This window comes from Rhizobium indicum (assembly GCF_005862305.2).
Taxonomy (GTDB): domain Bacteria; phylum Pseudomonadota; class Alphaproteobacteria; order Rhizobiales; family Rhizobiaceae; genus Rhizobium; species Rhizobium indicum.
Window position 1 is genome coordinate 1,910,969 of the sequence record NZ_CP054021.1, and the last position, 26,180, is coordinate 1,937,148.

Below are 26,180 nucleotides of genomic sequence, written 5' to 3' on the forward strand. Positions count from 1 at the left end.
GCCTCATCGCCCGATATAGATCGAGCCGAAGGACTGGCCGAACTGGCTGACCATCGCCGCAATCGAGAAATAGATCAGGAAGAGCCCGCCCATCAGCAGATAGGGCGTGGAGATGAAGTAGACCGGGATCTGCGGCGCCAGCTTGTTGATGAAACCAATCGAGACGTTGAAGATCAGGCCATAGATCAAAAACGGGCTCGACAGCCGCAGCATGATGTAGGTGGTCTGCTCCAGCGTGTCGGTAAAGGAGATCAGCGTCGCGCGCATCTGCATCATGCCGCCGAATGGCATGGTCGTGTAGGAATCGATCAGCGCGCGGAAGACGATGTGATGGAAATCCATGATGAAGAGAATCATCATGCCGGCAAAGGTAATAAAGGCCGACAGGCTGGTCTCAGGCGTATCTTCGATGACGTCGGCGGAGCCCGGCTGGGTGTAGCCGACCATCATGGCGGTGATCGAGGCGGCGAACTGCATGCCGAGCGTGTAGATCCTCGCCAGCATGCCATACATCACACCGATCAGCGATTCGCTGAAGATCAGGCCGATATAGGTTCCGGCACCGGTGTGAATGGCCGGATAGACGGTATCCCAGAGCAACGGCATGACGGCGATCGAGAGCGCGCCGGCGATGAAGACGCGCAGCTGTGCGGGCACGCGCGCCGAGGAAAAACCCGGAAGAGCCAGCACACAGCCACCGATCCGGCAGAAAACCAGAAACAGCGCGAGAACGGTCCCTTGCGGGTCTGTTATCATGAAATAGAGCCCAAAATCTTTATCTCGATGCCCTTGGCCAGTTCGACATGCGACAGGACCGGGAGCGTGGCGAACAGCCTCTCGATGATCATGCGCACATAGGAGCGTGTTTCCGGCGACGTGACAAGTGCGAATGGCAGGCCGCGATCCATGAACTCACGGATAACTTTGGTGGCCTGCTCGCTGAACTCCTCCAGGCTGCGCGGATCGATGTCGAATTCGATCACTTCGCCCTTGGTGTCGCGCTTCAGCGCCTGGTGGAAAGCCAGATCCCACTTGCTGCCCAGCCGCAGCACGCGCAGTACACCGTTGTCGGCGAGATCGCCGCAAAGCTGCTGGGCCATGCGGATGCGGACATGCTCGACGATCTGCTCGGTCTTCCTGACATGCGGGGCGAGCTCGGCCACCGCTTCGAGAATGAGGTGCAGGTTGCGGATCGAGACACGTTCGGCAAGCAGCAGCTTGAGCACTGCCTGCAGGCCCGAATAGGACATGTGCGACGAGCAGATCTCGTCGGCAAGCTTCTTGTATTCGGGATCGAGCCGATCGATCAGCACCTTGACGTCCTTGTAGGACAGCAGCTGCGGCAGGTTGTTGCGGATGACCTCGCTCATATGGGTCAGCACGACGGAGACATTGTCGATCGGCTGGAAGCCCTCGCGTTTCAGATCGTCGGCGAAGTTTTCGAGGATGGAGACGGCAGGCATGCCGAAAGCGGGTTCGCGGATTTCGTCGCCGGGAATGCTCGGCCGGCGGCCAGCACCGGTAACGACGAGCACTTCGCCCACGCGCAGCAGGTTGGAAGCGACCGTCGTGCCATGGATGCGGATCTGGTAGGACTTCTCGGCGATGGCGATGTCGTCCGTCACCTTGATCTCGGGCACGACGAAGCCGTATTGGGTGGCGAACTTCTTACGCATCTTGCCGACGCGGAAGGCGAGCTCCTGGTGGGCGCCGAGCAGGCGCGTCGAGACCATCTTGCCGAGTGCAAGCTCGATTTCGGAGGTGCGCAGCACCGCCTTGACCGAATCCTTTTCCAGTTCCTTGTTCTGAACGACCTTCTTTTCTTCCTGCTCGCGGCGAAGCATGTTCTCTGCCTCGACCTGACGTGGGATGAACCAGGCGCCGAAGGCGAGAAGACCGCCGAGGACCACGAAGGGTACAAACGGCAGACCCGGCATCAAAGCCAGGATGAACATCAGCACCGCTGAGACGGAAAGAGCACGGGGATAACCGCTCAACTGGTTGACGACCGCCTGGTCGGTGGAGCCGGTGGTGCCGCCGCGAGAGACGAGAAGGCCGGCGGCCAGCGAGACGATGAGAGCCGGCATCTGTGCGACGAGGCCGTCGCCGACCGAGAGCTTGACGAAGACGTCAGCGGCTTCGCCGATCGGCATGCCGTGGCGGAAATAGCCGATGATGATGCCGCCGAAAATGTTGATGCAGGTGATGATCAGGCCGGCGACGGCATCGCCGCGCACGAACTTCGACGCACCGTCCATCGCACCGAAGAAGGAGCTTTCCTCCTCGAGTTCCCTGCGCCGGCGCTGGGCTTCCCTCTCGTCGATGATGCCGGCAGAGAGATCGGCGTCGATCGACATCTGCTTGCCGGGGATGGCGTCCAGGGTGAAACGTGCGCCGACTTCGGCGATACGCGTGGCGCCCTTGGTGATGACGATGAAGTTGATGGTGATGAGAATCAGGAAGACGATCAGACCGATGACGAAGTCGCCGGACATCACCAGGCTTGCAAAACCGGCGATGACGCCGCCTGCCGCATCGTGGCCCTCATGGCCATGCGAAAGGATCACGCGTGTCGTCGCGATGTTCAGCGCCAGCCGGGTCATCGTTGCGATCAGCAGAATGGTCGGGAAAGACGAGAAATCGAGCGGTTTCTGGATCCACAGCGCGACCATCAGGATCAGCACCGAGAAGGCGATCGAGAAGGCCAGTCCCATATCGATCAGGAATGGCGGGATCGGCAGGAAGAGAATGCAGATGATGCCGATGATGCCGAGGGCAAAACCGACATCGCGCAGGCTCGGGGCGACTTTTGGAATGGGGAGTGCAGGTGGTTGCGCCATGACGATTCCGTCTCTTCATGAGAGGAGGCGGACATGCGGCCCGCCCAATTCGGATCGAGAGTTAAATGGCGAAGCTTGCGCGAAGGTGGCTCAGAGCGGTTCAGCTTTTCATGGACGCGTAGAACCGCTCTAACCTTTTGTTTCTACGCAATCCCCGGCAAAAGCGCTTCGCGCTTTGCCTGGCAAAAGCGCTGCGCACTTTTGCTGGAATTGCTCTAGAAGCCGGACTGGATGCGCGAGAAGACCAGATTGGTGAAAATCGAGATCTGCGAGCCGACGAAAGGCGCGGTGACGCCGACCGTGATCAGCACCGCGACGATCTTCGGCACGAAGGTCAATGTCGCTTCCTGCACCTGGGTCAGCGCCTGGATCAAGGCAATGACGAGACCCACCACCATCGCCGCGATGACGGCGGGACCGGCGGCAATCAGGACGGTCCAGATCGCCGCCTGGAACAGATCCAATGCATCAGCTTCATTCATCCGAAGGCAACCTCATATCGCCTTGAAGCGGCCCCGCCGTGGCTGGACCGCCATTGATTGGTACCACCCGAGCTATGCGGCGCACCGGCGCCGTGGGTATCAGGTATCGCTGGTCGGCGCCTTGTCGGCAATAGTGATTCCCGCCTGCACGAGTATATTACCGCCATCCGTGGTCGTCGCTATGATTCCGTCCGAATAAACCTTGACGGATTCGATGGTGCCTTTGACGGTGCCGTCGGCACTTTCCATGTATTTTCCGACGTAGCTGCTGGCCTGGGTGAGGCTCGAGCTTGCGAGCAGCGTGTCCAGCTTGGTGTTGGTCTGGATCGTCTGCTCGACCTGCGAGAAGCTCGCCAGCTGCGACATCTGCTCGCTGGCATCCATCGGATCGGTCGGATCCTGGTTCTTCATCTGCGCGATGAGCAGTTGAAGGAAATTGTCGTAGTTCAGCGTCGCCTTCGTCTGGGCCGTGCTCGTCGTGCTGGAAGTGCTCGACGTGCCGACGCTCGATGTTGCATCTACCGCCATGGTGCAATCTCCCTGCGAATCTGCTCGACCATCGTCGGCGGCATTTCGTGGTTGTTGAGGATATTGTCTTCGATCGCGTAGAGGCCGCGGATCGCCTTGAGCGCGTCGAAGGCGCGGCCCGTCGAGACGAGCGCATCGATGCGCTTCAGTTCGGCGAGAATCTCCTCGTTCTTGAAGCAGGAGAGCAGCATGGTGATCGACTTGCGGAACAACGCCGTCGAGTGGTCCTTGCCCTCAGGGTTGATGAGGATCATCTGCGCGATGAAATAGAGCTGACGCAGCGGCGTCGTGGCTCCCTCCGGCTGGAGGACGTGGTTTTCGAGAAGGAACGTCACATCATTCAGGAATTCCAGCGCGACCTTGCGGTCGACGCGCAGGACGGCGCCGTTGATGAAGATTCTTTCTCCGGCTTTCAGAGAAATGCGAAGTGTACTTTTCATTTAAGTCCATCCCTGATGATGGTGGTAACGTCGATGATGCCCTGGTAGTTGTTAGACTGACGTTTTCTGATCCTGTCGCATTCCTTCAATATCCAGATCGCGATCGAGATGAGGTTGGCCCTGAGCCCGATCTCCAGCTGGTTGTCGGGATGTTTGAGATCCTCGATGAAGCTGATCCAGACCCGGCGTGTATAAAACAGGGCTTCAATGGCTTCCCGGCCGTATTTTTCCTTTTCGCGCGCCGCCGCCAGCAGGTCTATGGACCGGTCAAGAACCTGCCATTCCCGCTCTTTCGCGTCAGCCACCGAGTCCTGCATGACTTCGGCATATGAGAACTGATACATTCATGCATCCTTCTTTATTGCGCGCCTTTGCTCATCAAAGGTAGTTTACTAGACTCAACTGCTGGATCTTCGAGACGATCGTGTAAGCGGTTTCAAGCTGCGTTTCCAAAGTCTTGACGAGGGTTGAGGCTTCGTAAGGATCGACGCCCTGGAGATCGACGAGCTTGTTCTTGATGATGTTCGATTGAGCGTCGAGAGCGTCGTTGGACTTCTTGACGCGCTCTTGGGAAAGGCCGAGCTGGCTTGCCTGGGTCACGAGGCCGCTGGTCGCCTTCGTCGTGTAACTGATCGCCTGCTTGGACACAGTGCTCATCGCATCGCTGCTGAGGCCCTGACCCAACAGTGCCGAGGTCATTACCGAGGCGAGCGCGAAGTAACGCATGCCTTCGGAATTGGCATTGGTCGAGGATTCGATCACTTCGGAGTTGCTGATGCGGCTCGTCATGTTCTGGCTCGATGCCTGCGACCAGCCGGTCGTCGGATCGGTCCAGTTGGCCTGGTTGAACATCGGCTCTACCGTCGTCGTGATGAAGGTGCTCATTTCGGCGCCGGTCAGATCCTTGACCGCCTTCGGGAGTCCTGCCGCATAAGCGTTCAGCGCCGTAACGATGGCCGCGCTCGTCGCGGTCGTCTTGTCGGTCAGCGGCTGCACATCGGTGTTGATGCCCGAGAACAGATATTCGCCGTTTACCATGGTATTGGCCGTGTCCATCATCGTGGACAGGGCGCTGGTCGCCGACTGGATGGCGACGGTGATGCTGCCTGGGTCGTGGCTGCCCTGGAGAGCGGTCAGCTTCGAAACGAGGCCGTCGCCGACATCCTTCATCTTGGAAAGGCCGAGCTGCGAGGATTCCATGCGCGCGGTGACAAGCGAATTGCTTGATTTGATCGAGGCTATCCGGTCGACCTCGCGGCTGAAGTCGACGCTCCTAGCGGCGTTGCCGCCGAGCGAGACACCGATATCGGCATAGACTCCGGTCGTCGCTTCCATCGTCGCCTTCGTCATCTGGTTCTGCGCCTGACGGATCGTCAACCGCATCGCATTCTGAATGGCCGAACTTGAAATAAATGAGCTCTTCATGGCTTAACTCGCAATATCCAGCAATGACTTCAACATTTCGTCAACGGCGTTCAGGATCTTGGTCGCCGCCTTGTAGGACTGCTCTATGTCGAGGAGCAGCGTCAGCTCCTCGTCGAGGTTGACGCCCGTCTCATTGGAATAGGCTTCGTCGGAGCGTGACAGCGCCGCCGAGGTGTTTTCCGCCGCCGTCGTGGCGTTGCTGCGGTACTGCTCGAGCCAGCCAAGGGAATTCGTGGCGAATTCCATGATGCTGACGTTCGAATCGATGCCGGTCGTGGCGTCGAACCCGACCGGCGTCCCCGCCGCTGGGTCGAAATCAATGTCGGAGCCCAATGCGGTATAGAGACGATCGAGTTCAGTCGTATAACCGCTGGCGCCTGCCGTGTTCAGGACGAGGCCGGTGGCGTTGACGCCACCATCGCGCAGGCGCATCGGATCGCCGCCTTGCGAGGTGATGACGCGGCTGCTGACCGTGATGGTCGCCGCCATGCCGGCAACCGCGGTGGCGCCGGTATCGACCGTACCGCCGCTCCAGGTGAAGAGGCCGGGCACATAGGCCGGGCCAGCTGCCGTGTTCTGCTCCTTGAAGAGCGAGACCAGGCCGCGGGCGACTTCGTCGAGCTGCTTCTGGAAGTTCGGGGCGATTTCGTCGCGCACCTGGAGGAGAGACTGAAGGCTTCCCTGCCCCGTCGTCGTCGATCCGCTGCCACGCGGAAGCGCCACACCGTCGATATAGACCGAATTGCCGGCGATGGTCGCGGTATAGACATCCTGAGACTTGAACGTCACCTTGCGCGGGATCGTCTCGAAGAGGATCGTCCCGTCAGACGTGCTCAGCACCATGTCGTTATTGTCGCGCGTCGTTGCGTTGACGCCGACGATCTGCGAAATCTGCTTGAGAGCCTTCTCACGTTCGTCGAGGGCACCGGATGCATCCGCACCCGAGGCCGTGGCGGTCTTCACCGCATTGTTGGCCTTCTCGAAGTCGCTGAGAAGCGTGTTCAGCTTATCGACGTCGGTGGCGATCTGCTTGTCGGCGGTGGCGCGGACGTTCTGAACGGATTGCGAGGCATTGTTCAGCGAGTTGGCGACGTCCTGGGCGGCGGTGATGGCGCCCTGAGCGGCGACGGTGCTGCCCGGCGTCGTGCGGAAGGCCTGAAGCTTCTGCTGGAAAACACCGAGATAGGTGGATGGCGACGTTTCGTAGTCGTTGCCACCCACGATCGACTTGAGGTCCTCAAGACCGCCGAGCAATGCCTGCTGGGCACTGTCCTGAGAGGACGTCTTCAGGTATTGGCGCAGCAGCGCCTCTTCCTGCGCCCGATCGATCTTGACGACCTGCGCGCCATTCAAGGACGTGGTGAGCATCGCCTGCCGGCGCACGTAATCTTTGTTGCCCGCATTCGAGATATTGTTCGATACGACACTGCTCTGAGTGCCCGTATTGTTGAATATATTCTGCGCGGTATTAAGTGCGGATGTGAGCGACATGGCTTACCCGGTACCTTGCTTATCTCTTGAGGTTGACGAGAACGTCCATAATGTCGGAACCCGTCTGGAACACCTTGGAATTGGCGGTATAGCTGCGCTGCGATTCGATCATCTCGGTCAGCTCGCCGGCGAGGTCGACGTTCGAGCCTTCGAGAGCGCCTGATTTGATCGTGCCGAGACCGTTGGTCTGCGGGAAGCCGGTGACGGTGACGCCCGACTGGCCGTTGGCGCTGTAGACGTTGCCGCTCATCAGCGTCAGCTTGTCCGGGCTAGCGACATTGGCCAGCGGAATGCGATAGAGCGGCTTGGTGCTGCCGTCTTCGTATTTCGCGTAGACGATGCCGTCGCCGTCAACCGTGACGTCCTTGACCGGGGTCGCTGCCTGGCCGTTCGGCGTACCGGTGCCGGAGAAGGCGGCGCCGAGTTGGGTGAAACCGGAGAAATCCATGGCGATCGTCTGGCCAGTCACCGTATCGGCGATGTTAACGGCGCCGCCCGTGAGCATCTTGCCATCGCGGTCGAAGGTCAGCGTTCCCGTGCCGACAGCGGCAGCGGCACCACCCGGGGCGTATGGGAAGGAGGTCGTGCCGCCCACCGCTGCGTCAGCGTTGCGGTAGATCGAAACCTGCCAGGTGGCGGCCGTACCTGTCGCCGGCGGCGGTGTCACGACCGATTGCTTCGTGAAGTAGAAGTCGTACATCACCTTGTTGCCGAGACGGTCATAGGCGACCATCGAGACCTTCTTGGTGTCGGTCGTCGTCGTGGCCAAGTTGTCGCTCGGCAGCGTCGCAGGAGCAACCGGAGCGACCTTGGCGTTGGAATCCAGGTTGCCCTTGAAGACACCGGATGTCGAGGCGATGGCGGTCAGACCATCCTGGTTGACATTGACGGGAACGAGGCCGTCGAAGCCGTTGACGACGACGGCCGGAGCGCCGGAATCGTAGGAATAGCCCATCAGCATGAAGCCGGCGGCGTTGACGAGGTTGCCTTCGTCGTCCTTGGTGAAGTCGCCGGCGCGGGTCAGGACCGGCGTGCCGTCAGGACCCTGGACGATGAAGAAGCCGTCGCCCGAGATTGCAAGGTCGGTGCTCGACGTGGTGTAGGAGATGTCACCCTGGTCGGAGACGGCCTGGCGGACGGAGGTCTGAACACCGCCGGAATTGTAATTGCCGCCCGAGGAGGGCAGAACCAGCGACGAGAAGCTCGTCGACACAGCCTTGTAACCGGTGGTGTTAACGTTGGCGATGTTGTCGGCGACGGTGCTGAGGCGGTTGGCCTGAGCGTTCATCCCCGATACTGCCGTCTTCATGCTGCCGAAAATGCTCATCTGAAAACCTCGTTTTACCTGTTATGCACGAGAGTATTTGTCGGGCCTTGCGTGAAGCTGTCTGTCAGGCGAGTTGCGAGGCCAGATATTGACGTTCAGCCGGGCGCCGCCGCCCGGCCGAGAAATCAGGCCCAATCGATGCAGTAACCAAGGAAGCGCTTGGAATCGACCGGATCGACGCCAAGTTTTTTGCGCAACTTCTTGCGCAGCTTCGAGATGTGGCTTTCGACGACGTTCTCCTCGACCTCTTCATCGAAGATGCCGTAGATGGCGTTGAAGATCTGGGTCTTGGTGACGCGGCGACCACGATTGGCGATCAAATATTCGAGGATGCGGCGCTCGCGCCGGGGAAGTGCGAAGACTTCGCCGTTGATCTCGGGGTCACGACCATCCGAGAAGACGCGGATCCCGCCGATCTCGGTGTAATTGGTGATCGCCTTCAGCCGGCGCCGGATCGCAGCCGCCCTTGCGAGGATTTCGCGGGGATGCACCGGTTTGCGCACCACGTCGTCGACGCCGCAATCGAAAAGCGCAAGAGTGTTTTCGAGCGAGTGCTGGTCGCTGACCGCAATCACCGGCGCCATCGACCGATCCCGGATCGCCCGGGGCAATTCGAAGTTGCGCTGGCCCTGACCGATCAGAAAGGCCTCGACTGCAGCTATGTCGGAATCGGCGGCGGTCTGTACCCACTCGCCAAATTCCGCTGGATCAAAGCCGGTGGAGGGAATGCCCTCACGACCGAACAGAGATGTGTATCCATCTTTCACGAGCTCACGCTCATCAACCACTACGATCATTCGTCCGCCTCCGAATCAGTGTGGCACTTCGATGATCTATGGGTACGAATCGCACGAATCGGCGACAACTCGTTAAAGTTAATGGCAGAAACTAATAATTGATTAAGATCTGGGTAGCGATTTGATCTATATCTAGTGGGTACGCCTGATTATGCACACCAAAATTTCGTGGAAAAGTTAACAGTCGGTTAAATATGACTTGCGCGGGGGATTCACGCCGGATTCCTGCCACATTGTGACACAGTTTCGTCACAATACGCCTCTTCTATCTTTGGTTGAATCAATTTCGACAAAAGTTACTCGCATTGAGAGTCCACTTGCCGTAGCCCGTGGCGACGAGATTGGAGATGACGCGGCAAACATATTGCTTCTGCGCCGGATTGTTGTTGGGTCCGGCATGGTATCTGGCTACCGCCATCGTCCATGTCTCGTGACGGTCATGCAGATTGCGGAGGAATTTTGCCGCATACTCGACGTTGCGATGCGGGTCGAACATCTCCTCGGCAGAGCGGAAATTCTCGCCGTGAAAGTAATGGTTAATCTGCATGCAGCCGATGTCGATGAGCTTGGCGCCGCTGTTGCGGGCGACATCGAACTGCCGCATTGCGTCCTGCTCCGAGGGCGGAAAGATCGCCTTGCCTTCGACGTTCATGGCGTAGGGATAGAGCGAACCCTTGCGGCCGGTCTCCGTCAGCCCAACCGAATAGAGGATGCCTTCCGGGATGCCGTATTTGGCCGCTGCCGACTGGATCTCGCGTTCGCAGGCGCCGGTGGAGGCGCTCGCCTCAGAGGTAAACGCCGCCAGTGCCGCTGCTGCCGCCAGAACGAGCGTCTTCAACACTGGTATCGCCTGCGCCATTGAAGCCTCCGTCCGTCCGCTGTGCCGTCTGATTTTGGCGCTCGCGCGCCTCGCCGCCCTGCCCCTGCTGAGGAAGCGACTGCTGCTGAGAGGCCTGGCCCTGATTGCCGGCGTCGGGACGCTCGACCGGCGCCATGCTGATGGTGACGTTTTCGACCGCGTAACCCTGGCTGCGCAGAGCTTCGAGAATCTTGCCGTGATCTTCCTTCATTTGACGATAGGCCGCTCCGGTATCGACCTTGAGGTCGATGTTCAGGGCGTCGCCGGACAGGCGCATGGTCGCCGTCACCAGGCCGAGATCGAGCGGGTTCATCTGGATCTTCAACGTATTGACCACCTTGCCGGTGCTCGTCCATTCCGCCGCGTTGGAGAGCGCCGAGCTCGGCTCCATGGCGCGCGCCCATTCGGAATCGCCGGAGAGAGCGGCGGTGACGGCGGCGGAATTCGTATTCTGCATCAGGCCGATATAGCGGCGCGATTCGAGCACCGAAACGTTTTCGACATCGGCCTTCTTCGAACCATCTTTCGGCCCGGCCTGATCCGTGCCGATGTGGACATCCATCGACACGCCGCGGCCATCGGCGCGGCTCAACCTGAATGTCTTGCCATCGGCGGCTTCGGCAGTCTCCGATCCGGGAACCTTGATGTCATTCGCCTTGCCGCTCTCGTTATTGCCGCTGACCGCGGCAAGAGCGTCGGACGCATGGCCGCCCGCCTTGGCTTCGATACCATCGAGTTTCTTGTCGCCCGCTCCAGCCTCGTCGACCTTGGCGGAGACGTGATGCGCGGTGGTCGCCGGCAAAGTCACTGTCCTGTCGGCGGGCTCCTGCTTCAACAGACCCAGAACATCGGAAATGCCGCCGTCATCATCGTCGCTGACCTTGTCCGTATCGGTTTCCAGCGCGTCGGCCTTGGTATGTTTGCCGCCCTTGGCTGCCGGAGCGACCTCGTCTGCGGGACTGTCCTTCGGATCGAGCTTGCCGAAGGCGAGATCGGCCGGCATTTTGACCTCAGCCTTTACGGGCTTTGTCGTGGCCTTTTCAATACTGGCAATCGTTTCCGGCTGTACCTCCGCCTGTGCCTTCAGCGCGGCGTCGCCGAGGTCGATCAACGGCTTTGCACTGCTGCGGCCGCGGATCGTCCGCGCCACTTTCTCGGCGCCGCCATCGGCAGCCACGCCCTGATCCGGCTGCGCATCGTCGGGCTCGTCATTGACGGCATCGCTGCCTGCCTTGGCAAGCGCGTCGAAGAAGCCGCTCTTTTGGCCGTCAGCATCACCTTTTCCGGCCAGTCGCGCGGATTTCGCAACCGCGGCCGTCTCCGTACCGGAGGCTCCGCCCGAGACGCTTATATCCATCATTGTTCGTTGCCTTCTTGCGCCAGAAGACCGTCGATCTCGTCGAGCTTGGATCGACTGGTCGTCACAAATGCGTTGAATGAGGGGTCGGTATCCTGGCTTCGGCCAGTTGATGCCACACCTCCCGGAACAGGCTCGGGAAGCGCGCCTGGCGCTCCCGGTTGCATGGCTATCGCCGCAGCCTTTTCAGAAGTGATTTCTTGATGATCAGTGTTAGGATTGGAGGCTTGCGTCAAGCTTGCCGGGTCGGGAGCGCGCAGGATCTGCTCGGCAACGGATCGCGCCGCCTCCTGCAGCGCCTGATCCCGCCGCGACAGCGCGTCGCCGTCGATGCCGCTGACATTCTTTGCTGCCTGATCGATATCCTCGGTGGGAAGACCGGCCATGCCGCCATAGAAATCCGCGAGCGGACCGAAAGCATTGTCGGTGCCGCCGCCAAGCGACTGCACGCGTCCGACCGCCATGCGCGCCAGCTCCGGCTTGCCTGATATAGCGGCGGCGCGGGCGATGCGCAGATAGACCTCGCGCTGGCGCGGTGCGTCCATGAAGGACAGGATGTCGATGACATCCTGCGGCTTCACGTCGTGATCGTGGCCGACGACGAGGGTGACGAAAAGATCGGCGAACTGGCTGGCATAGGGCGAATGCAGGAAGCGACGGACATAGCGCTGCGAATAGGCCATTCCCCTGTCGAGCATCCCCTTGTCGACGCAAATGGCGACGGAGCGGCGCAACGCCGCCTCCTCGACGATCGTGCCCGGGGCGGCAAGGCGCGCCTGGTCGTAGAGATCCAGCGCGTCTGTCGGTTTCGTCGCGATCAGCACGTTGCCGCCGATCAGCGCAAGGTAGGGGCCGATCTTCTTGTCGCGATATTCCCTGGCCGTCTCCTGCAGCGTCTTGGCGACGAGGAGGCCCTTGCCGCTCAAATATTTGCGCAGCACATCGGTGACACGGTTGTCGAAATAGCCGTTGACGTCGTGGGCGATCAGATATTCGAGCGTCTGGGGGTTGCCGCCGCTCATCGTGTAGATCAGCGCTGCGTCGACATTGCGGTCGTCCTCGAAGATCGACGGTTCGACGGTGCGCAGCCGCGTGTCGATCGTGCCCAGCATGAAGCGCTGCATCTCACCGGCCGAATGATCGCCGGTAACGACGGAATCCTGCACGAATTGCAGCGACCGCAGCATTTTGTAGGGAGCGAGATCGTCCGGATCCTGCGCATTGGCTGCGGCCGGCGAAAGCATCGCCAGGCCGAGAGCCACAAATCCGACGTAACAATGCTGCCGACGCGCCATTCGACTATCCTTGATCCGCCTGCACCAGAATCTCGATCCGGCGGTTGGTGGCGTTGAACGGGTCAGACGGCAGCTTCAGCCGACGGTCGGCAAAGCCGGAGACCTGGGAGATGCGTTTCTCGTCGAGCCCGCCGCGCACGAGCATGTAGTAGGCGCTCTGAGCGCGGTCCATCGAAAGCCGCCAGTTCTCGTTCTGCGCGCCCTTATACTGGCGACCGTCCGTGTGGCCGCGGATGGCGACCGCGCCACCCCTCTCCTTCAGGATCGTGCCGATCTTTTCCATGGCGAGCACCATTTCCTGGCGCGGAACCGCAGAACCGATATTGAACATCGAATCGTCGGTCTGGTCGGAGATGCTGACCAGCAATCCGCCTTCGGACGCCGTCACGGTCAGGCCTTCGGCGAGCTTGCCGGCAACGCCGCCGATCTGCTGGGCGATCTGCGCCTGCAGCTGCTCGGCTTCCTTCTGCTGCTTCTGCTCGGTCTCGGCGGCACTCTTGTCCGCATCCTTCTGATGATCGGCGTCCTTCTGAGCTTCGGCCTTCTTGTCTTCGGGCGACTTGCCACCCGGCGTCTTGCCGTCCTTGGCCTCGACCGCGCCCTTGATTTCCTTGGTTTCTTTGGTCTCCTGGGCGGCCTTCTGATCGGTGGTCAGCGGTATCGGCTTGGCGTCCTCAAGCTTGGCGATCTCGGTCGTCTCGCTCTCGACCGCCTGCTCGTCGCTCTTGCCGGGCGGCAACGGCTTGCCGGCCGTCGTGACCTCGACCTGCTTCGTCCAGAAATCCGGATCGAAGGGATCACGATAGGCCTCGCCGCCATCGGCACCGGTGGCCGGGCCGGAATCGGCGGCACCGCCATCGCCCTTGGCGCTGACATTGGCCTGCTGGCCGACTTCCTGGGCAATCTCGGCGAGAACCGAATAAGGGTTTTCGAAGAAATCGGCCTCGGAATAATTGGTTTGGTCGCCGGAGGTCGATGTCTGGTCGTCACCATCCGCCGCAGCCTTGCCGTCGTTCGGATCTTCTTCCTTCTGTTTCGACTTCTCCTGCTTCTCCTCACCCTCGGCATTGTCGACGGGCTTCTTCAGGCCCTTCTCGGTCGGCTTTTCGTCGGAGAGTTTGATCGGATTGAAATAGGTCGCGACCGAAGCCTTGGTCTCCTCGTTGGCGGCATTGACCAGCCACATGACCAGGAAGAACGCCATCATCGCCGTCATGAAGTCGGCATAGGCAATTTTCCACGCACCGCCATGGGCGCCATCGTGATCACCGCCGCCATGTCTCTTGACGATGATGATCTCGTTCTTGCCGTGGTGGTGGTTTTCGCCTTCGCTCATTCCAGAACTTTCTTCAAGCTGGCCGCCCAGGCGGACATACGGGTGACGATGACGGAATCACCGATTTCAACGGCAAGATCGATATCGTCGGTCTCAAAGTGGCGAACCGCGCCGGCATGTTCGCCGAGCTCGGCCTTCAATATATCGAAAAGCCGGGTCGGGCCCCTGACGACGATCGCTCCGGCCGCGCCTTCGAGGATCGCATCACGCAGCAGGGCGGCGAGGCTTTCGGCAGCCTTGGCCGCAAGCGCTTCCGTCATCACAGGCGCGATGGCCTGGGCGGCGCCGGCGCTGACCAGCTGAGCGACCTCTTCGGCGATATCGCGGATGCGGGACGCAATGACCGCCGCCGCCTCGACTTCGTAACGAAGCTTCAGCTCTTCGAGTTCACGCGCATGGACCTCCGCCAGCGTCCGCGCCTCGCGTTCGTACTTTTCGGTCAATTCCACGGTCGCTGCGGCATGACCTTCCGCATAGGCTTCGCGGCGCTCCGCCTCGACGTCGATCGCCGGTTCGCTCGGCATTTCGGGGAAATCGTCGCCGCCGAAATCGTTCATGTCGAGGATCGGCGCTGACGATTCCGGTTCACCGAAATCCTTCAAATACCGGGAAAGCGTAATGCTCATAAAAAACCATCCAGCATTCGGGAGGCATGCAGCATGCCCGCCCCCGCTCAAAGTGACCTTGCGCGCCGGCATCCCCTTCGAAACGGGCAAGGGCCTGACCTTGCACCGGCACGGATTCGGACGATGCCTTCATGCCGGAAACTAGGCAGTCAAACTTGCGCGAGGATGAATGGCGCCGCCGCCACCCGTGATCGCGCCCACCCCTATTCCAGCAGGATCAGGATCTTGCTTGCGGCCGTGTTGAGGATCGAGATCGCTTCGACCGCCATCTGCTTCTGGGTCTCGATCGCCTTCTGCCGGATCGAAGCCTCGTCCATGTCGGTATCGACGAGCGCGCCGACGCTCTTGTCGATCGAATCGGCCAGATCGGCGGTATAGTCGATCTGATCGTCGATGCGCGTCTTCATCACACCGATGGACGCGGCCGTCGTCGTCAGCGAGGAGAGAAGCGCGTCGGTGACGTCAAGCATGTCGGTGAGTTGCTCACCGGTCGTGTTGTTGTCGATCGCAATTTCCGTACCCGTCGCCGGCGTGGTCGAGTTGGCGTTCAAAAGGTAGTAGTTGCGCGACGTCGCACCGCTGTTGTTGATCGCATTGGCATCGACCGACTTGGTCAGCAGGCCACCGCTCGCATTGTTCTTGTCGATGAGGATGGTCTGCGACGATGGGAAATCGATGGTCTGGGCCTGATATTCGCCGGTCGGAGCGCGCACGAAACCAGAGATGACCTGCCATGTCGGCGGCGCAGCGGTGTCGCCGTTCAACAGCCAGTTTTCACCCGCAAACGACGTCGATTCAACGATCGTCTGCAGCTGCTCTTTGTATTCGCTAATCTCGGCGTTGATCTTGTCCTTGTCGGCGCCGGGCTCTCTTGCCGAAACCAGTTTGGCGCGAATATCGCCTATGAGATCGATCGCCGAGTTCATCGCCGTGTAGGTCGCATCCACCTTGGCAGCGCCGAGACCGAGCGCATCTCCGATCGTTCCGAGATTGGTGCTGTCCGAGCGCATGACGGTCGCGACCGACCAATAGGACGCATCGTCGGCGGCCGTCTCGATACGATATCCCGACGACACTTGCTGCTGGGTCTGGTTGGCTTCTTTGTTGATGCTGCGCAGCACCGCAAGCGCATTCACCGCGGCCGCGTTGGTAATCTTAACGGTCATCGACAGGTCTCGGAATCGGGGTGAAAGGGCAGGCCGGATTGCCGGCGGCGACTGAAGTGGCGTCATGCCTCCGGCAGAGTTTCTACCGGCGTGTCGCAAAAGCAAATCAACTCGAGGCGAAGTTAACTCGATACCAACCTGTTGGGCAAGTGCGCAGCACTGAGCCCGATGCAGCGATCGCAATTCCGACCAAAGCATTGATATAAAAGAAAGAACCGCGCCATTTCGGGCGCGGTCCGGGATGCTTTGCACTTCTTGCCAGACGACGGCGCAAGATTGGGTCCAGCTTCAGCGCCTGATTTAGCTGCGGAACAGCGTGAGGATGTTCTGAGCGCTGGAGTTGGCAATCGACAGCGACTGGATGGCCAGCTGCTGCTGCGTTTGCAGCGCCGTCAGCTTGCTCGATTCCTCTTCCATGTCGGCATCGACGAGGCGGCCGACACCCGATTCGATCGAGTCGCTGAGCGCGCCGACGAAGTTTTCCTGCAGATCGATGCGCGTGGAAATCGAGCCGAGCTGCGATGCAGCCTTGGTCATCGCCTCCAGGCCGGCCTCGATCGACGTCAGAGCCATGGAGATCTCAGCCGAGCCGAAAGTGCTGATGTCCATCGAGTAGATCGAGCCGATCGTTCCATATGATGTGCCGATGATGCCGGAACTCGTGTCGATCACGCCGGCCGAGGTCATGCCGAAGAGGACGTTGCCTGTGGAGCTCGAGTTCAGGATGTAGTCCGTCGTCTTGACGGAGACATTGCCATTGCCATCACGCACGAAGGTGGAAACGACGCTCTTGGTGCCGTCGGCGCCGGCAACCCAGTTTTCACCGGAGAAGGAAGCCGATTGCGCGATGCTCAGGAGCTGCTGCTGCAGCTGGCTGATTTCTTCCTGGACCTTGGTCTTGTCGACGCCCTTTTCGGTCGCGGCGACGATTTTCGCCTTGATTTCGCTGATGACGTCGATGGCGCTGTCCATGGCAGAGTAAGCGGTGTCGACTTTGGCGGCGCCGAGGCCGAGAGCGTCGGAAACAGCTCCGAGAGCCTTGTTGTCCGAACGCATGGTCGTTGCGATCGACCAGTAGGCGGCGTTATCGGCTGCCTTTTCGACGCGGTAACCCGACGATACGTGGTTCTGCGTCGTCTCAAGGCTGTCGTTGATACCGCGGAGTGTCTGAAGAGCGGCCATCGCCGCGACGTTCGTCAAAATGCTGGTCATGAAATGATTGCCCCTTGGCGTGTGGAAAAAAGGGACATTCCGGAAAGCTACCGGGAACGGGAAGCAGCCTCATGCCTGTTAACCGGTTCTTAAATTTGGTTAACTCTCCGTCTCGTTGACCGCAGAAGACAGCATTATGGTTAATCATTGGTTAACGAAAATTAAAAAGCCGCGCTCCATCGGAGCGCGGCTCGATTCCGAGATGCCCGCCGGAGACCGGCGGGCCGATGTTTCTGCGGGCTATTAGCCGCGGAACAGCGTGAGGATGTTCTGCGAAGAGGAATTCGCGATCGACAGCGACTGGATCGCCAGCTGCTGCTGGGTCTGCAGGGCGCTGAGCTTGGAAGATTCTTCTTCCATGTTGGCGTCGACGAGGCGGCCGACACCGGAGTCGATCGAGTCGCTGAGCGCGTTGACGAAGTCTTCCTGCAGGCCGATGCGGGTGGAGATCGAGCCGAGAGCAGCGCCTGCGCTGGTCATGGCCTTCAGAGCCGATTCAACGTTGGTCAGAGCCGTCTGGATCTGGCCGAGCGTGAAGGTGGTGATGCTCATCGAGTAGACCGAGCCGGTAGCGCCCGACGAGGTGCCGAGGATACCGGTGGAGGTTTCGACCGAGCCGCCGCTCATGCCGAACAGGACGTTGCCGGTGGAGGTGTTCGAGAGAACGTAATCGGTCGTCTTGACCGAAACGGCGTTGGAGGCGTCGCGGACGAAGGTGGAAACGACGCTCTTGGTGCCGTTTGCGCCGGCAACCCAGTTTTCGCCCGAGAAGGAGGCTGACTGAGCAATGCTCAGGAGCTGCTGCTGCAGCTGGGTGATTTCTTCCTGGACCTTGGCCTTGTCGACGCCGTTTTCAGTGGCGGCAACGAGCTTAGCCTTGATGTTGCCGACAACGTCGATGGCGCTGTCCATGGCGGAGTAAGCGGTGTCGACCTTGGCAGCGCCGAGTCCGAGAGCGTCGGAGACAGCCGAGAGAGCCTTGTTGTCCGAACGCATGGTCGTTGCGATCGACCAGTAAGCGGCGTTGTCGGAAGCCTTGCCGACGCGATAGCCGGACGAAACGTGAGCCTGGGTTTCCTGGAGGCCCTGGTTGATGCCACGGAGAGTCTGGAGGGCTGCCATTGCAGCGTTATTGGTGTTGATGCTCGTCATAGTTTGCTTGCCCCTTGTTGGCAGATTTTAAGAAGGGACATTCCGGATTTTCGGCCGGCCCACAGCGATCAGCATCATGCCTGTTAACCATTCCTGTTAGGGTTAACTCGCCGTTTCGATGGGCCTAGATGACAGCAAGATGGTTAAGGAAAGCTAAACTCGAATTGGAAATAGCGTAAAAATATCTGAGACTTAGAAGGATTTTCATTAACCTTATGTTAAAACATTTCGCGGCCGGGGATGACCCGGCCGCGAAACTTGGAAGCCTTGTGCCGACCGGTCTTAGCGGAAGAGCGACAGGATGTTCTGCGAAGAGGAGTTCGCAATCGACAGCGACTGGATCGCCAGCTGCTGCTGGGTCTGCAGGGCGCTGAGCTTGGAGGATTCTTCTTCCATGTTGGCGTCGACGAGGCGGCCTACACCGGAGTCGATCGAGTCGCTGAGGGCGTTGACGAAGTCGTCCTGGCTGTCGATGCGGCTGGAGAGCGAGCCGAGAGCAGCGCCGGCGCTGGTCATGGCCTTCAGAGCCGCTTCAACGTTGGTCAAAGCCGTCTGGATCTGGCCGGCGGTGAAGTTGGTGATGCTCATCGCGTAGATCGAGCCGGTCGCGCCCGACGACGTGCCGAGGATACCGGTGGAGGTTTCGACCGAGCCGCCGCTGATGCCGAACAGGACGTTGCCGGTGGAGGTGTTCGAGAGAACGTAGTCGGTCGTCTTGATCGAAACGGCGTTCGAGCCATCGCGGACGAAGGAGGAAACAACGCTCTTGGTGCCGTTTGCGCCGGCAACCCAGTTTTCGCCGTTGAAGGAAGCCGATTGAGCGATGCTCAGGAGCTGCTGCTGCAGCTGACCGATTTCTTCCTGGACCTTGGCCTTGTCGACGCCGCTTTCGGTTGCGGCAACGAGCTTGGCCTTGATGTCGGTGACGACGTCGATGGCGCTGTCCATGGCGGTGTAAGCGGTGTCGACCTTGGCAGCGCCTACGCCGAGAGCGTCGGAAACGGCCGAGAGAGCCTTGTTGTCCGAACGCATGGTCGTTGCGATCGACCAGTAGGCAGCGTTGTCGGAAGCCTTTTCGACGCGATAGCCCGACGAAACGTGGTTCTGCGTCTGGTTGAGGCCCTGGTTGACGCTACGCAGCGTCTGGAGAGCGGCCTGTGCGGAAGAATTGGTGTTAATGCTTGTCATAAGTCTGTCCCCTGGAAAACTAGATACAAAAAGGAGGACATACCGGACTATAGTACCGGCGATGACGGACCAGCTTCATGCTACTCGGCGCCTGTTTTGTTTGGCCCAAACCCGTCATGTCCAGGGCAATTTCGCAGCCAATGCTTGCCAACTTCTTAAAAATACAGACCCTGGGCCGGCTCCTTGCAGGGCATAGTTAATGCCTTCTCACAAGGCTTAGTTAATGCCTGCTGAAGATAATTTTTGGCATCCGAATTCGAGCGGCAAAAGCGAACTTTACCGGCGAAAGGGGCGCTTTCCTGGGACAGTCGAGGCTTTCCGGACAAAGCAGGCGCTCATCGCGCCACCGGTTTCAAGCAAGCTTCGAATGCCAGTATGGCAGATGCCGGGATAGCATCATCGGACTGACCCCGTTTTTGGGAGGACGGTCCATGCGCGCTTCGGCGATCGACAGTCATGCCAGAACATTTCCTTCACGGAGTTGGGTTTTGAACAGCAAAGTTTCGTTCTCTGCGGCATCCAAGGATTACCAGATGGGCCGCTACACACAGTCCTTGGCGACGCTCAACCAGCTCATGGATATCCAGCAGGACGCCAAGACCTATGCGCTGCTGGCCAAGAACCTCGTGCAGCTCGGCTTCAAGGCCGATGCCGCGAAAGCCTATGGCCTGGCCGGCAATTGCGAAGGACCAAACGCCTACGAATACCAGAAACAGGCTGCCAAGCTGCATTACGAGACCGGCAGCGAGGACGATGCTCTGCTGATCGCCATGCGAAACCTCGCCAAGGCGCAGGAAGACCCGGAGCTCGCCTTCATCATCACCGCGATCTATCTGAAGCGCCAGCAGCGGGATATCATCCGCCCGTTCAAAACGGTGCTGTCGCAGAGCCAAAACCCCGATCATATGCGCCTGGCGGCCTTGCTTCTCAGCGACGATCTGAACGACCCAACCAACCAGAGCCTCTCGCGCAACCTTTTCAAGCGGTTTCCCGGCAATCTCGCATTCCGCTTCCTGCATCTGGTTTTCGCCCGCGAATTCAATGAGTTCGAAGAGGCCGGCAAACATCAGGCGGTGATCGACGCTGCACTCGCAAAGGGGGATATCGAGATCCTGCGCAAGGACAATCCGTTCTATCACCTGCACTGGTGCGGCAACGAGGACTTCAACCGGTATGCGACGATCGGCTTCGCCCCCCTCAACCCGGAACGGGTGTCCTTCCGCCGCAGCCAGCCGCACAGCTGGTCGGACAAGATCCGGATCGGCTACATGTCATCGGACTTCTGGGATCGCCACGCGACGATGAAGCTCTTGCAGCGCATCCTGGAACTGCACGACAAGGACCGGTTCGATGTGACGCTGTTCTGCCATACGGACCCGGAGTTCCTGAAGCACAACGATACCGACCGCAACCGCTGGGGCAGGATCGTCACAATTCACGGCTTCTCCGACCAGGCGATGCTGGAAGCGGTGCGCGAGCACAATATCGACATCATGGTCGACCTGAAGGGCCATACATCAGGCAGCCGCGCCACGGCCTTCAACTTGCCGCTGGCACCGGTGCATGTCGGCTGGCTCGGTTTTCCCGGCAGCACGGTCAATATCGACCTCGATTATGTCATCGGCGACCATTCGGTATTGCCCGACGTGGCAAAGCCCTTCTATCATGAGAAGTTCTGCCGGCTGCCGGAGAGCTACCAGCCGAACGACCCGATGCATCGCCCGAAGCCCCGCCCCGTCACCCGCGAAAAGCTCGGCTTGCCGGAAGAGGCCTTCATCTTTGCGTCCTTCAACGGCAATCGCAAAATCACACCGGAGACGATCGACAGCTGGTGCCGCATTCTCAAGCGTGCGCCAAACAGCGTGCTCTGGCTGATGGCAAATACGCCGCGCAACCAGGCGAACCTCTTGAAGCAATTCCAGACGGCCGGCATTTCGCCCAAGCGGATCATCTTCTGCCCGCGCGCGCCCTATGAAGAACATATCGACCGTCAGCAAGCAGCCGACCTCGGCATCGACACCTTCCCCGTCAACGGCCACACGACCACCTCGGAGCAGCTCTGGGGCGGCCTGCCAGTCCTGACCGTCAAAGGCACGAACTTCGCCTCACGCGTCAGCGAGAGCCTGCTCAGGGCCATCGACCTGCCCGATCTCGTCGCGCCCGACCTGCAGGCCTATGAGGATATGGCCGTCGAACTGGCTGAGAATCCCCGGCGGATCGCCGAATACAAGGCGCATCTCAAGGAGAAGCGTTATATCGCGCCGCTCTTCGATGCCGAACGGTTCTGCGACCATCTGGAGAAGGCCTATGAAGTCATGGCCGAGCGTGCCAAGCAGGGTCTCGCACCCGATCACATGGACATTCCGGCGCTGCCGCCGCGCACGGCGCCGTTCGCGGCGGAGAGGCTTTTCGACCGCTACAGCGTCGCGCGTCTTTCAGATGGGTAAAGGACGCTGTAGCACTTTGAATTGTTGCATAATGAAAGAACCCGCTGGAGCGATCCAGCGGGTGTTTTTCATTGGTGAATATCAAGCGGTAGCCGGTCAGCTGAACGAGCGCACCAGGCTGCCGACGAGCAGGTTCCAGCCGTCGATCAGCACGAAGAAGAGAATCTTGAAAGGCAGCGAGATCGAGGTCGGCGGCAGCATCATCATGCCCATCGCCATGGTGATGGTCGCGACGATGAGGTCGATGACGAGGAACGGCAGCACGATGAGGAAGCCGATCTCGAAGCCGCGGCGAATCTCGGAAATCATGAAGGCCGGGATCAGCACGCGGTAGTCGATCGGATCGGTCGTCTGGATATTCTGTCCGCGTTCGCGCGCCAGATCGACAAAGAGCGCCAGATCCTTGTCGCGGGTATTGGCCGCCATGAAGGTGCGGAAGGGTTCGGCGATACGCTGGACCGCCTCGGTCTCGTTGATCTGATTGGCAAGCAGCGGCTGCACGCCGTTCTGCCAGGCCTGATCGAAGGTTGGCGACATGACGTAGAAGGTCATGAACAGCGACAGCGACAGGAGGATCATGTTGGAGGGCGTCGAGGAGAGGCCCATCCCTGAGCGCAGGATCGAGAAGGCGATGATGAAGCGCGGAAAGCTCGTCACCATGATCAGGATGCCCGGCGCGACCGAAAGAATGGTCAGCAGGCCGAATGTGCGGATGATCCAGGCGGCGACGGAGCCATCGACCGGCACGTTCAACAAGTCAGTCGGCAGCTGCTGTGCCACCGCCAGTTCCGGTACCGCCATCATGGCGGCAAGGAAAACTATGAGACGAATCATTCGATGACAAATGTCCTGAACATGACCTTCGATACCCGCCCTTGCGAGCGAAGGTCAACACGTTCCTGTATGTCATCCTTGAGATATTGAAAGCCCCGCGGCCCCTCGATCTGCTGGAGGGAAACGGTCCTGATATAAGCGAGGATATCCTGGTGAATATCCTCGGAAACCTTGACATCCGGCGGCCCGTTGAACAGCAGCGCGACTTCGAGTCGCACCCAGTTTTCTGAGGGGTAGGCGAGGTTCGAGGTGATCGGCTCGAGCTGGACGACGTTGTTGGCCTCGGTCGAGATGCGCGCCAGGCCTTCCTCGGCCTTCTTCTTCGCCTCCTCATCCTTGGCCTGCTCGACCTCCTTGGCACCCTTGACGTTGGGCGCCACGATCGTGCCGACCGCCCAGCCGCCGCCGGCGCCGAGCAGGGTCAGGACGGCGATGCCGATGATCGTCATCAGCGAGCCGGATTTCTTCTGCGATTGACCTGCGCTTGCGTCTGGTTCTGCCATCGTCGTTCAGCCTCAAAGCGGCGAGAAAAGATCGACGGCCTGCTGGCCGCGCGGAGGCTGCTGCACTTCCATCAGACGGCCGCGGCCGCCGTAGGAGATACGGGCTTCGGCGATCTTGTCGTAGGAGATCTGGTTGTCGGCATTGACGTCCTGCGGACGAACGATACCGGCGACATTCAGGATGCGCAGCTCCTGGTTCAGGCGGACTTCCTGCGAGCCCGATATGACGAGGTTGCCGTTTTCGAGAATACCGGTGACGACGGCGGCGACCAGAAGGGTGAGCTTATCGGTACGCTCGATCTTGCCCTTGCCGTCGGTGCTGGTGTCGGAGCCGTAAGTCAGGTCGGTCTTCGACTCGGGCGTCCAGCCGAAGATCTGGGCGTTGACATCCCAGTTCATGCCGCTCGAATTCGTGCGGCTGCGGTTGGTCTCGTTGTCGAAGGAGGCCTTGTCGTTGATCTGGATGTCGACGGTCAGGATGTCGCCGACGTTGAGCGCGCGCGCGTCCTTGAAGAGGGCAGCCTGCGAATCGCTCCACAGCGAATAGCCCTGCGCCACGGCGCGCGGCTGCTTCGGATAAAGCGCCATCTGTGGCGTCTGGCCGTAGGCGAGGCCGCTGCCGATCGGGCTCATGGCAGGCGCACGGCCGATCTCGCTGACCGCCGTCGGAGACTGGCAACCTGCAAGGAGTGCGAGGGCGGCGATCGCGGCCGGGAAACGCATATTCATGAAGGATCCTTCGACGTATTGGGATCGGACGCACTGGCGATGACGCTGGCGATGACCGCGGCCTTCTCAGGGTCCATCTCGTTGAGGATGAGGCTCGACTGACGCGGGCCGAGCCGCATGATCACGGCGGAGGCCACCTCGATCTTCATGTCCTGCAACTGAAGTGCGGCCGCATCCGGCTTCATCTTCCTGTAGATTTCGGTGAGGCCGGCTTCCGCCTGCTTCAGGAAATCGTCACGCCGCTTCAGCCAGTCCTGGTATTCGGCCTTGCGCTTGTCCATTTCTTCCATGCGGGCGTCGATGTCGGCGCGAAGCTTTTCCAGTTCCTGCTTCTGCAGGAGGTAACGCTGGTCGCGGGCGGGCTCGGCGATGTTGGTGCAGAACTGCTTGATTTCATCCTGCGAGGTGATGTCGCCTGCCGGCGCATGTTCCTGCGCGAAGGCGCTGGGGATCGACAGAAGGACGAGGCCTGCGGCCGGCAGCGCCAGCCGGCGCAGCAATTGCAGAACCGTCATGTCGGGGTTGATGATATCAATCATTGCAGCACAAGCTCCGCCTGCAGGGCGCCTGCCGACTTGATGCCTTGGAGAATGGCGATGATGCCATCCGGTTTCACACCGATATTGTTGAGGCCGGCGACAAGGGTCCTGAGATCTGGACCATCGATGATGGCGACGCGCCCGCCGGTCTGCTCGGCCGCGATATCGGTCTGCGGCTGGACGGCGGTCCGGCCGCGCGAGAAGGGTTCGGGCTGGATGATCTGCGGCGTCTCGGTGACCTGGACAGTCAAGGTACCGTAGCTGACGGCGACCGGCGAGACGCGGACGTCGGAGCCGATGACGATCGTTCCAGTGCGCTCGTTGATGACCACCTTGGCCGGCGTATCGGTTTCGACGATGAGATTTTCGACATCGGCCATCAACCGGGTGAGATCGGCCGCGCGCGGCTTCTGGATCACGACTTCCTGCGAATCCTTGGCTTCGGCGACGGGGCCGCCGAAGCGCGCCGAGGCATAACCGTTGACGATGTCGGCGATACGGATCGCCGTCGAGAAGTCTGGGTTGCGCAGCTGCAGGACGAGATTGACCGAATCCTTGAAGCGGGACGGCAGTTCGCGTTCGATGATCGCGCCGCCGGGCACGCGGCCTGCGGTGGTGACGCCTTCGGTCACGGTCGCCGCCTGGCCCTGTGCCTGGAAACCGGAGACGATGACGGCGCCCTGCGCAACGGCGTAGATCTGGCCGTCGGCGCCGGAAAGCGAGGTCATGACGAGCGTGCCGCCGCGCAGCGACGTCGCGTCGCCGAGCGAGCTCACCGTCACGTCGATACGGCTGCCAGGACTTGCGAAGGGCGGCAGGTTGGCGGTGACCATCACGGCCGCAGTGTTCTTGGCGTTGGACTGACCGCCCTGCGTCGAGATGCCGAGATTCTGCAGCATCGCCCGCATCGACTGCTCGGTGAAGGGCGAGGCACGGAAGCCGTCGCCGGTTCCCTGCAGGCCGACGATCAGACCATATCCGATCAGCTGGTTGTCGCGACCGGCCTGAAGGGAGGCGATGTCCTTGATGCGGGAGGTCAGCGCCCAGGCGGGCGCGACATCAGCCAAACTCATGGCGAGAACCGCGACAAGGGTGACGAAACGGAAGAACAATTTCATTTTGCCCTCACATGGACCGTGCCGTCCGCAAGCACCGTGCCGCTGACGATGACGCCGGAGTCCATATTGCGTGCGCGGACGACCTGCCCGATCGTGCCGTCTTCGAGCGGCGTGCCGGCGGCGGAGATTGTCATCGCGCCGAGCGATAAGACCAGGCGGATCGAAGAGCCGCGCGTCACCGTATAGGCCTCGCGCAGACCCGAAACCGAAATCGTGCGGCCCGGCAACAGCGTGCGCTTGGAAACCATGCCTTCGACCTGGGAAATGGATTTGGCATAATCGCCGGCGAGGTTGGGGTTGGTGACCTCGACCTCCTGAAGCTGGCTCGACGACAATGTGTCGCCGGGGTAGATGATCGTCGTCGGGACGACGGCATAACCCATGCCGGCGTCCACGTCCGCGGGCAAGAAAATGCCCGCGACTGCGATCGTGGCTGCCGCCACCCATCCTGAGATGTGTCCTGCCCGGCAAAACATCATGTTTCGGCCC

Annotated in this window: 26 protein-coding genes; 1 reads left to right on the top strand and 25 read right to left on the bottom strand. The window is 60.4% G+C overall.

From position 1 onward, the window contains the following. Positions 1-3: 3 nt before the first annotated feature. From FFM53_RS09470 to FFM53_RS09560, 19 genes are all read right to left on the bottom strand, one after another. Positions 4-756, bottom strand: coding sequence for a flagellar biosynthetic protein FliR (locus FFM53_RS09470; RefSeq protein WP_138388082.1), 753 nt, complete (start codon positions 754-756; stop codon positions 4-6). Further along, positions 753-2,840: a flagellar biosynthesis protein FlhA gene (gene flhA, locus FFM53_RS09475; protein WP_138388083.1), complete on the bottom strand. Its 2,088-nt coding sequence runs from the start codon at positions 2,838-2,840 to the stop codon at positions 753-755. Before flhA ends, FFM53_RS09470 begins: the two co-directional genes overlap by 4 nt. Before the next feature lie 215 nt (positions 2,841-3,055). Then, on the bottom strand, positions 3,056-3,322 hold the full coding sequence (gene fliQ / locus FFM53_RS09480; protein ID WP_009992823.1) for a flagellar biosynthesis protein FliQ: 267 nt from the start codon (positions 3,320-3,322) through the stop codon (positions 3,056-3,058). 99 nt (positions 3,323-3,421) lie between these two features. Continuing rightward, positions 3,422-3,850, bottom strand: a complete 429-nt coding sequence (flgD, locus tag FFM53_RS09485) for a flagellar hook assembly protein FlgD (RefSeq protein WP_138388084.1) — start codon at positions 3,848-3,850, stop codon at positions 3,422-3,424. Then, entirely contained in the window at positions 3,841-4,290 is a 450-nt protein-coding gene (gene flbT, locus FFM53_RS09490; protein ID WP_003556571.1) for a flagellar biosynthesis repressor FlbT, read from the bottom strand. Before flbT ends, flgD begins: the two co-directional genes overlap by 10 nt. Beyond that, positions 4,287-4,634 carry a flagellar biosynthesis regulator FlaF gene (flaF, locus tag FFM53_RS09495; protein WP_003556569.1) on the bottom strand — a complete coding sequence of 116 codons (348 nt, stop codon included), beginning with the start codon at positions 4,632-4,634 and terminating at the stop codon, positions 4,287-4,289. The genes flbT and flaF overlap by 4 nt, the downstream gene beginning before the upstream one ends. A 34-nt stretch (positions 4,635-4,668) precedes the next feature. Continuing rightward, positions 4,669-5,715: a flagellar hook-associated family protein gene (locus tag FFM53_RS09500; RefSeq protein ID WP_138388085.1), complete on the bottom strand. Its 1,047-nt coding sequence runs from the start codon at positions 5,713-5,715 to the stop codon at positions 4,669-4,671. 3 nt (positions 5,716-5,718) lie between these two features. Beyond that, positions 5,719-7,206 (bottom strand): flagellar hook-associated protein FlgK, encoded by a 1,488-nt coding sequence (gene flgK / locus FFM53_RS09505; RefSeq protein ID WP_138388086.1) that lies wholly within the window; start codon positions 7,204-7,206, stop codon positions 5,719-5,721. A 19-nt stretch (positions 7,207-7,225) separates the two neighbouring features. Beyond that, entirely contained in the window at positions 7,226-8,533 is a 1,308-nt protein-coding gene (locus FFM53_RS09510; RefSeq protein WP_138388087.1) for a flagellar hook protein FlgE, read from the bottom strand. Between the two features lie 125 nt (positions 8,534-8,658). Continuing rightward, positions 8,659-9,330 (bottom strand): transcriptional activator Rem, encoded by a 672-nt coding sequence (rem, locus tag FFM53_RS09515; protein ID WP_003545558.1) that lies wholly within the window; start codon positions 9,328-9,330, stop codon positions 8,659-8,661. 280 nt (positions 9,331-9,610) lie between these two features. After that, positions 9,611-10,168: a transglycosylase SLT domain-containing protein gene (locus FFM53_RS09520; protein ID WP_138388557.1), complete on the bottom strand. Its 558-nt coding sequence runs from the start codon at positions 10,166-10,168 to the stop codon at positions 9,611-9,613. After that, a complete protein-coding gene (fliK, locus tag FFM53_RS09525; RefSeq protein WP_138388088.1) occupies positions 10,116-11,549 on the bottom strand; it encodes a flagellar hook-length control protein FliK in 1,434 nt (477 codons plus the stop codon). The genes FFM53_RS09520 and fliK overlap by 53 nt, the downstream gene beginning before the upstream one ends. Beyond that, on the bottom strand, positions 11,546-12,841 hold the full coding sequence (gene motC, locus FFM53_RS09530) for a chemotaxis protein MotC (RefSeq protein WP_138388089.1): 1,296 nt from the start codon (positions 12,839-12,841) through the stop codon (positions 11,546-11,548). The genes fliK and motC overlap by 4 nt, the downstream gene beginning before the upstream one ends. Positions 12,842-12,845: 4 nt before the next feature. Beyond that, complete coding sequence (locus FFM53_RS09535; protein ID WP_138388090.1) at positions 12,846-14,177, bottom strand: MotB family protein; 1,332 nt, start codon at positions 14,175-14,177, stop codon at positions 12,846-12,848. After that, complete coding sequence (locus tag FFM53_RS09540; RefSeq protein ID WP_138388091.1) at positions 14,174-14,803, bottom strand: hypothetical protein; 630 nt, start codon at positions 14,801-14,803, stop codon at positions 14,174-14,176. The genes FFM53_RS09535 and FFM53_RS09540 overlap by 4 nt, the downstream gene beginning before the upstream one ends. Positions 14,804-15,006: 203 nt before the next feature. Beyond that, positions 15,007-15,969, bottom strand: coding sequence for a flagellin N-terminal helical domain-containing protein (locus tag FFM53_RS09545; protein WP_138388092.1), 963 nt, complete (start codon positions 15,967-15,969; stop codon positions 15,007-15,009). A gap of 300 nt (positions 15,970-16,269) precedes the next feature. Continuing rightward, the gene (locus FFM53_RS09550; protein WP_026158527.1) at positions 16,270-17,181 is read right to left on the bottom strand and encodes a flagellin N-terminal helical domain-containing protein; all 912 of its coding nucleotides are present in this window, start codon (positions 17,179-17,181) and stop codon (positions 16,270-16,272) included. A gap of 243 nt (positions 17,182-17,424) precedes the next feature. Beyond that, a complete protein-coding gene (locus FFM53_RS09555; RefSeq protein ID WP_017958998.1) occupies positions 17,425-18,333 on the bottom strand; it encodes a flagellin N-terminal helical domain-containing protein in 909 nt (302 codons plus the stop codon). A 282-nt stretch (positions 18,334-18,615) separates the two neighbouring features. After that, positions 18,616-19,521, bottom strand: coding sequence for a flagellin N-terminal helical domain-containing protein (locus tag FFM53_RS09560; RefSeq protein ID WP_138388093.1), 906 nt, complete (start codon positions 19,519-19,521; stop codon positions 18,616-18,618). A gap of 431 nt (positions 19,522-19,952) precedes the next feature. Here FFM53_RS09560 and FFM53_RS09565 point away from each other — a divergent pair, with 431 nt between their 5' ends. Further along, complete coding sequence (locus tag FFM53_RS09565; RefSeq protein ID WP_138388094.1) at positions 19,953-21,968, top strand: O-linked N-acetylglucosamine transferase, SPINDLY family protein; 2,016 nt, start codon at positions 19,953-19,955, stop codon at positions 21,966-21,968. A 96-nt stretch (positions 21,969-22,064) separates the two neighbouring features. On the opposite strand, the gene fliP is transcribed toward FFM53_RS09565, so the two are convergent. Genes fliP through flgA form a run of 6 tightly spaced genes read right to left on the bottom strand, consistent with a single transcriptional unit; the run spans position 22,065 to position 26,170 of the window. Beyond that, a complete protein-coding gene (gene fliP, locus FFM53_RS09570) occupies positions 22,065-22,802 on the bottom strand; it encodes a flagellar type III secretion system pore protein FliP (protein ID WP_138334371.1) in 738 nt (245 codons plus the stop codon). Beyond that, positions 22,799-23,305 carry a flagellar basal body-associated FliL family protein gene (locus tag FFM53_RS09575; protein ID WP_138334372.1) on the bottom strand — a complete coding sequence of 169 codons (507 nt, stop codon included), beginning with the start codon at positions 23,303-23,305 and terminating at the stop codon, positions 22,799-22,801. The genes fliP and FFM53_RS09575 overlap by 4 nt, the downstream gene beginning before the upstream one ends. Before the next feature lie 12 nt (positions 23,306-23,317). Next, positions 23,318-24,034, bottom strand: coding sequence for a flagellar basal body L-ring protein FlgH (gene flgH, locus FFM53_RS09580; protein ID WP_011650477.1), 717 nt, complete (start codon positions 24,032-24,034; stop codon positions 23,318-23,320). Continuing rightward, a complete protein-coding gene (locus FFM53_RS09585) occupies positions 24,031-24,573 on the bottom strand; it encodes a MotE family protein (protein WP_003545537.1) in 543 nt (180 codons plus the stop codon). Before FFM53_RS09585 ends, flgH begins: the two co-directional genes overlap by 4 nt. After that, positions 24,570-25,691: a flagellar basal body P-ring protein FlgI gene (locus FFM53_RS09590; protein WP_003545536.1), complete on the bottom strand. Its 1,122-nt coding sequence runs from the start codon at positions 25,689-25,691 to the stop codon at positions 24,570-24,572. The genes FFM53_RS09585 and FFM53_RS09590 overlap by 4 nt, the downstream gene beginning before the upstream one ends. Beyond that, positions 25,688-26,170 carry a flagellar basal body P-ring formation chaperone FlgA gene (gene flgA, locus FFM53_RS09595; RefSeq protein ID WP_003545535.1) on the bottom strand — a complete coding sequence of 161 codons (483 nt, stop codon included), beginning with the start codon at positions 26,168-26,170 and terminating at the stop codon, positions 25,688-25,690. Before flgA ends, FFM53_RS09590 begins: the two co-directional genes overlap by 4 nt. Between the last annotated feature and the right edge of the window lie 10 nt (positions 26,171-26,180).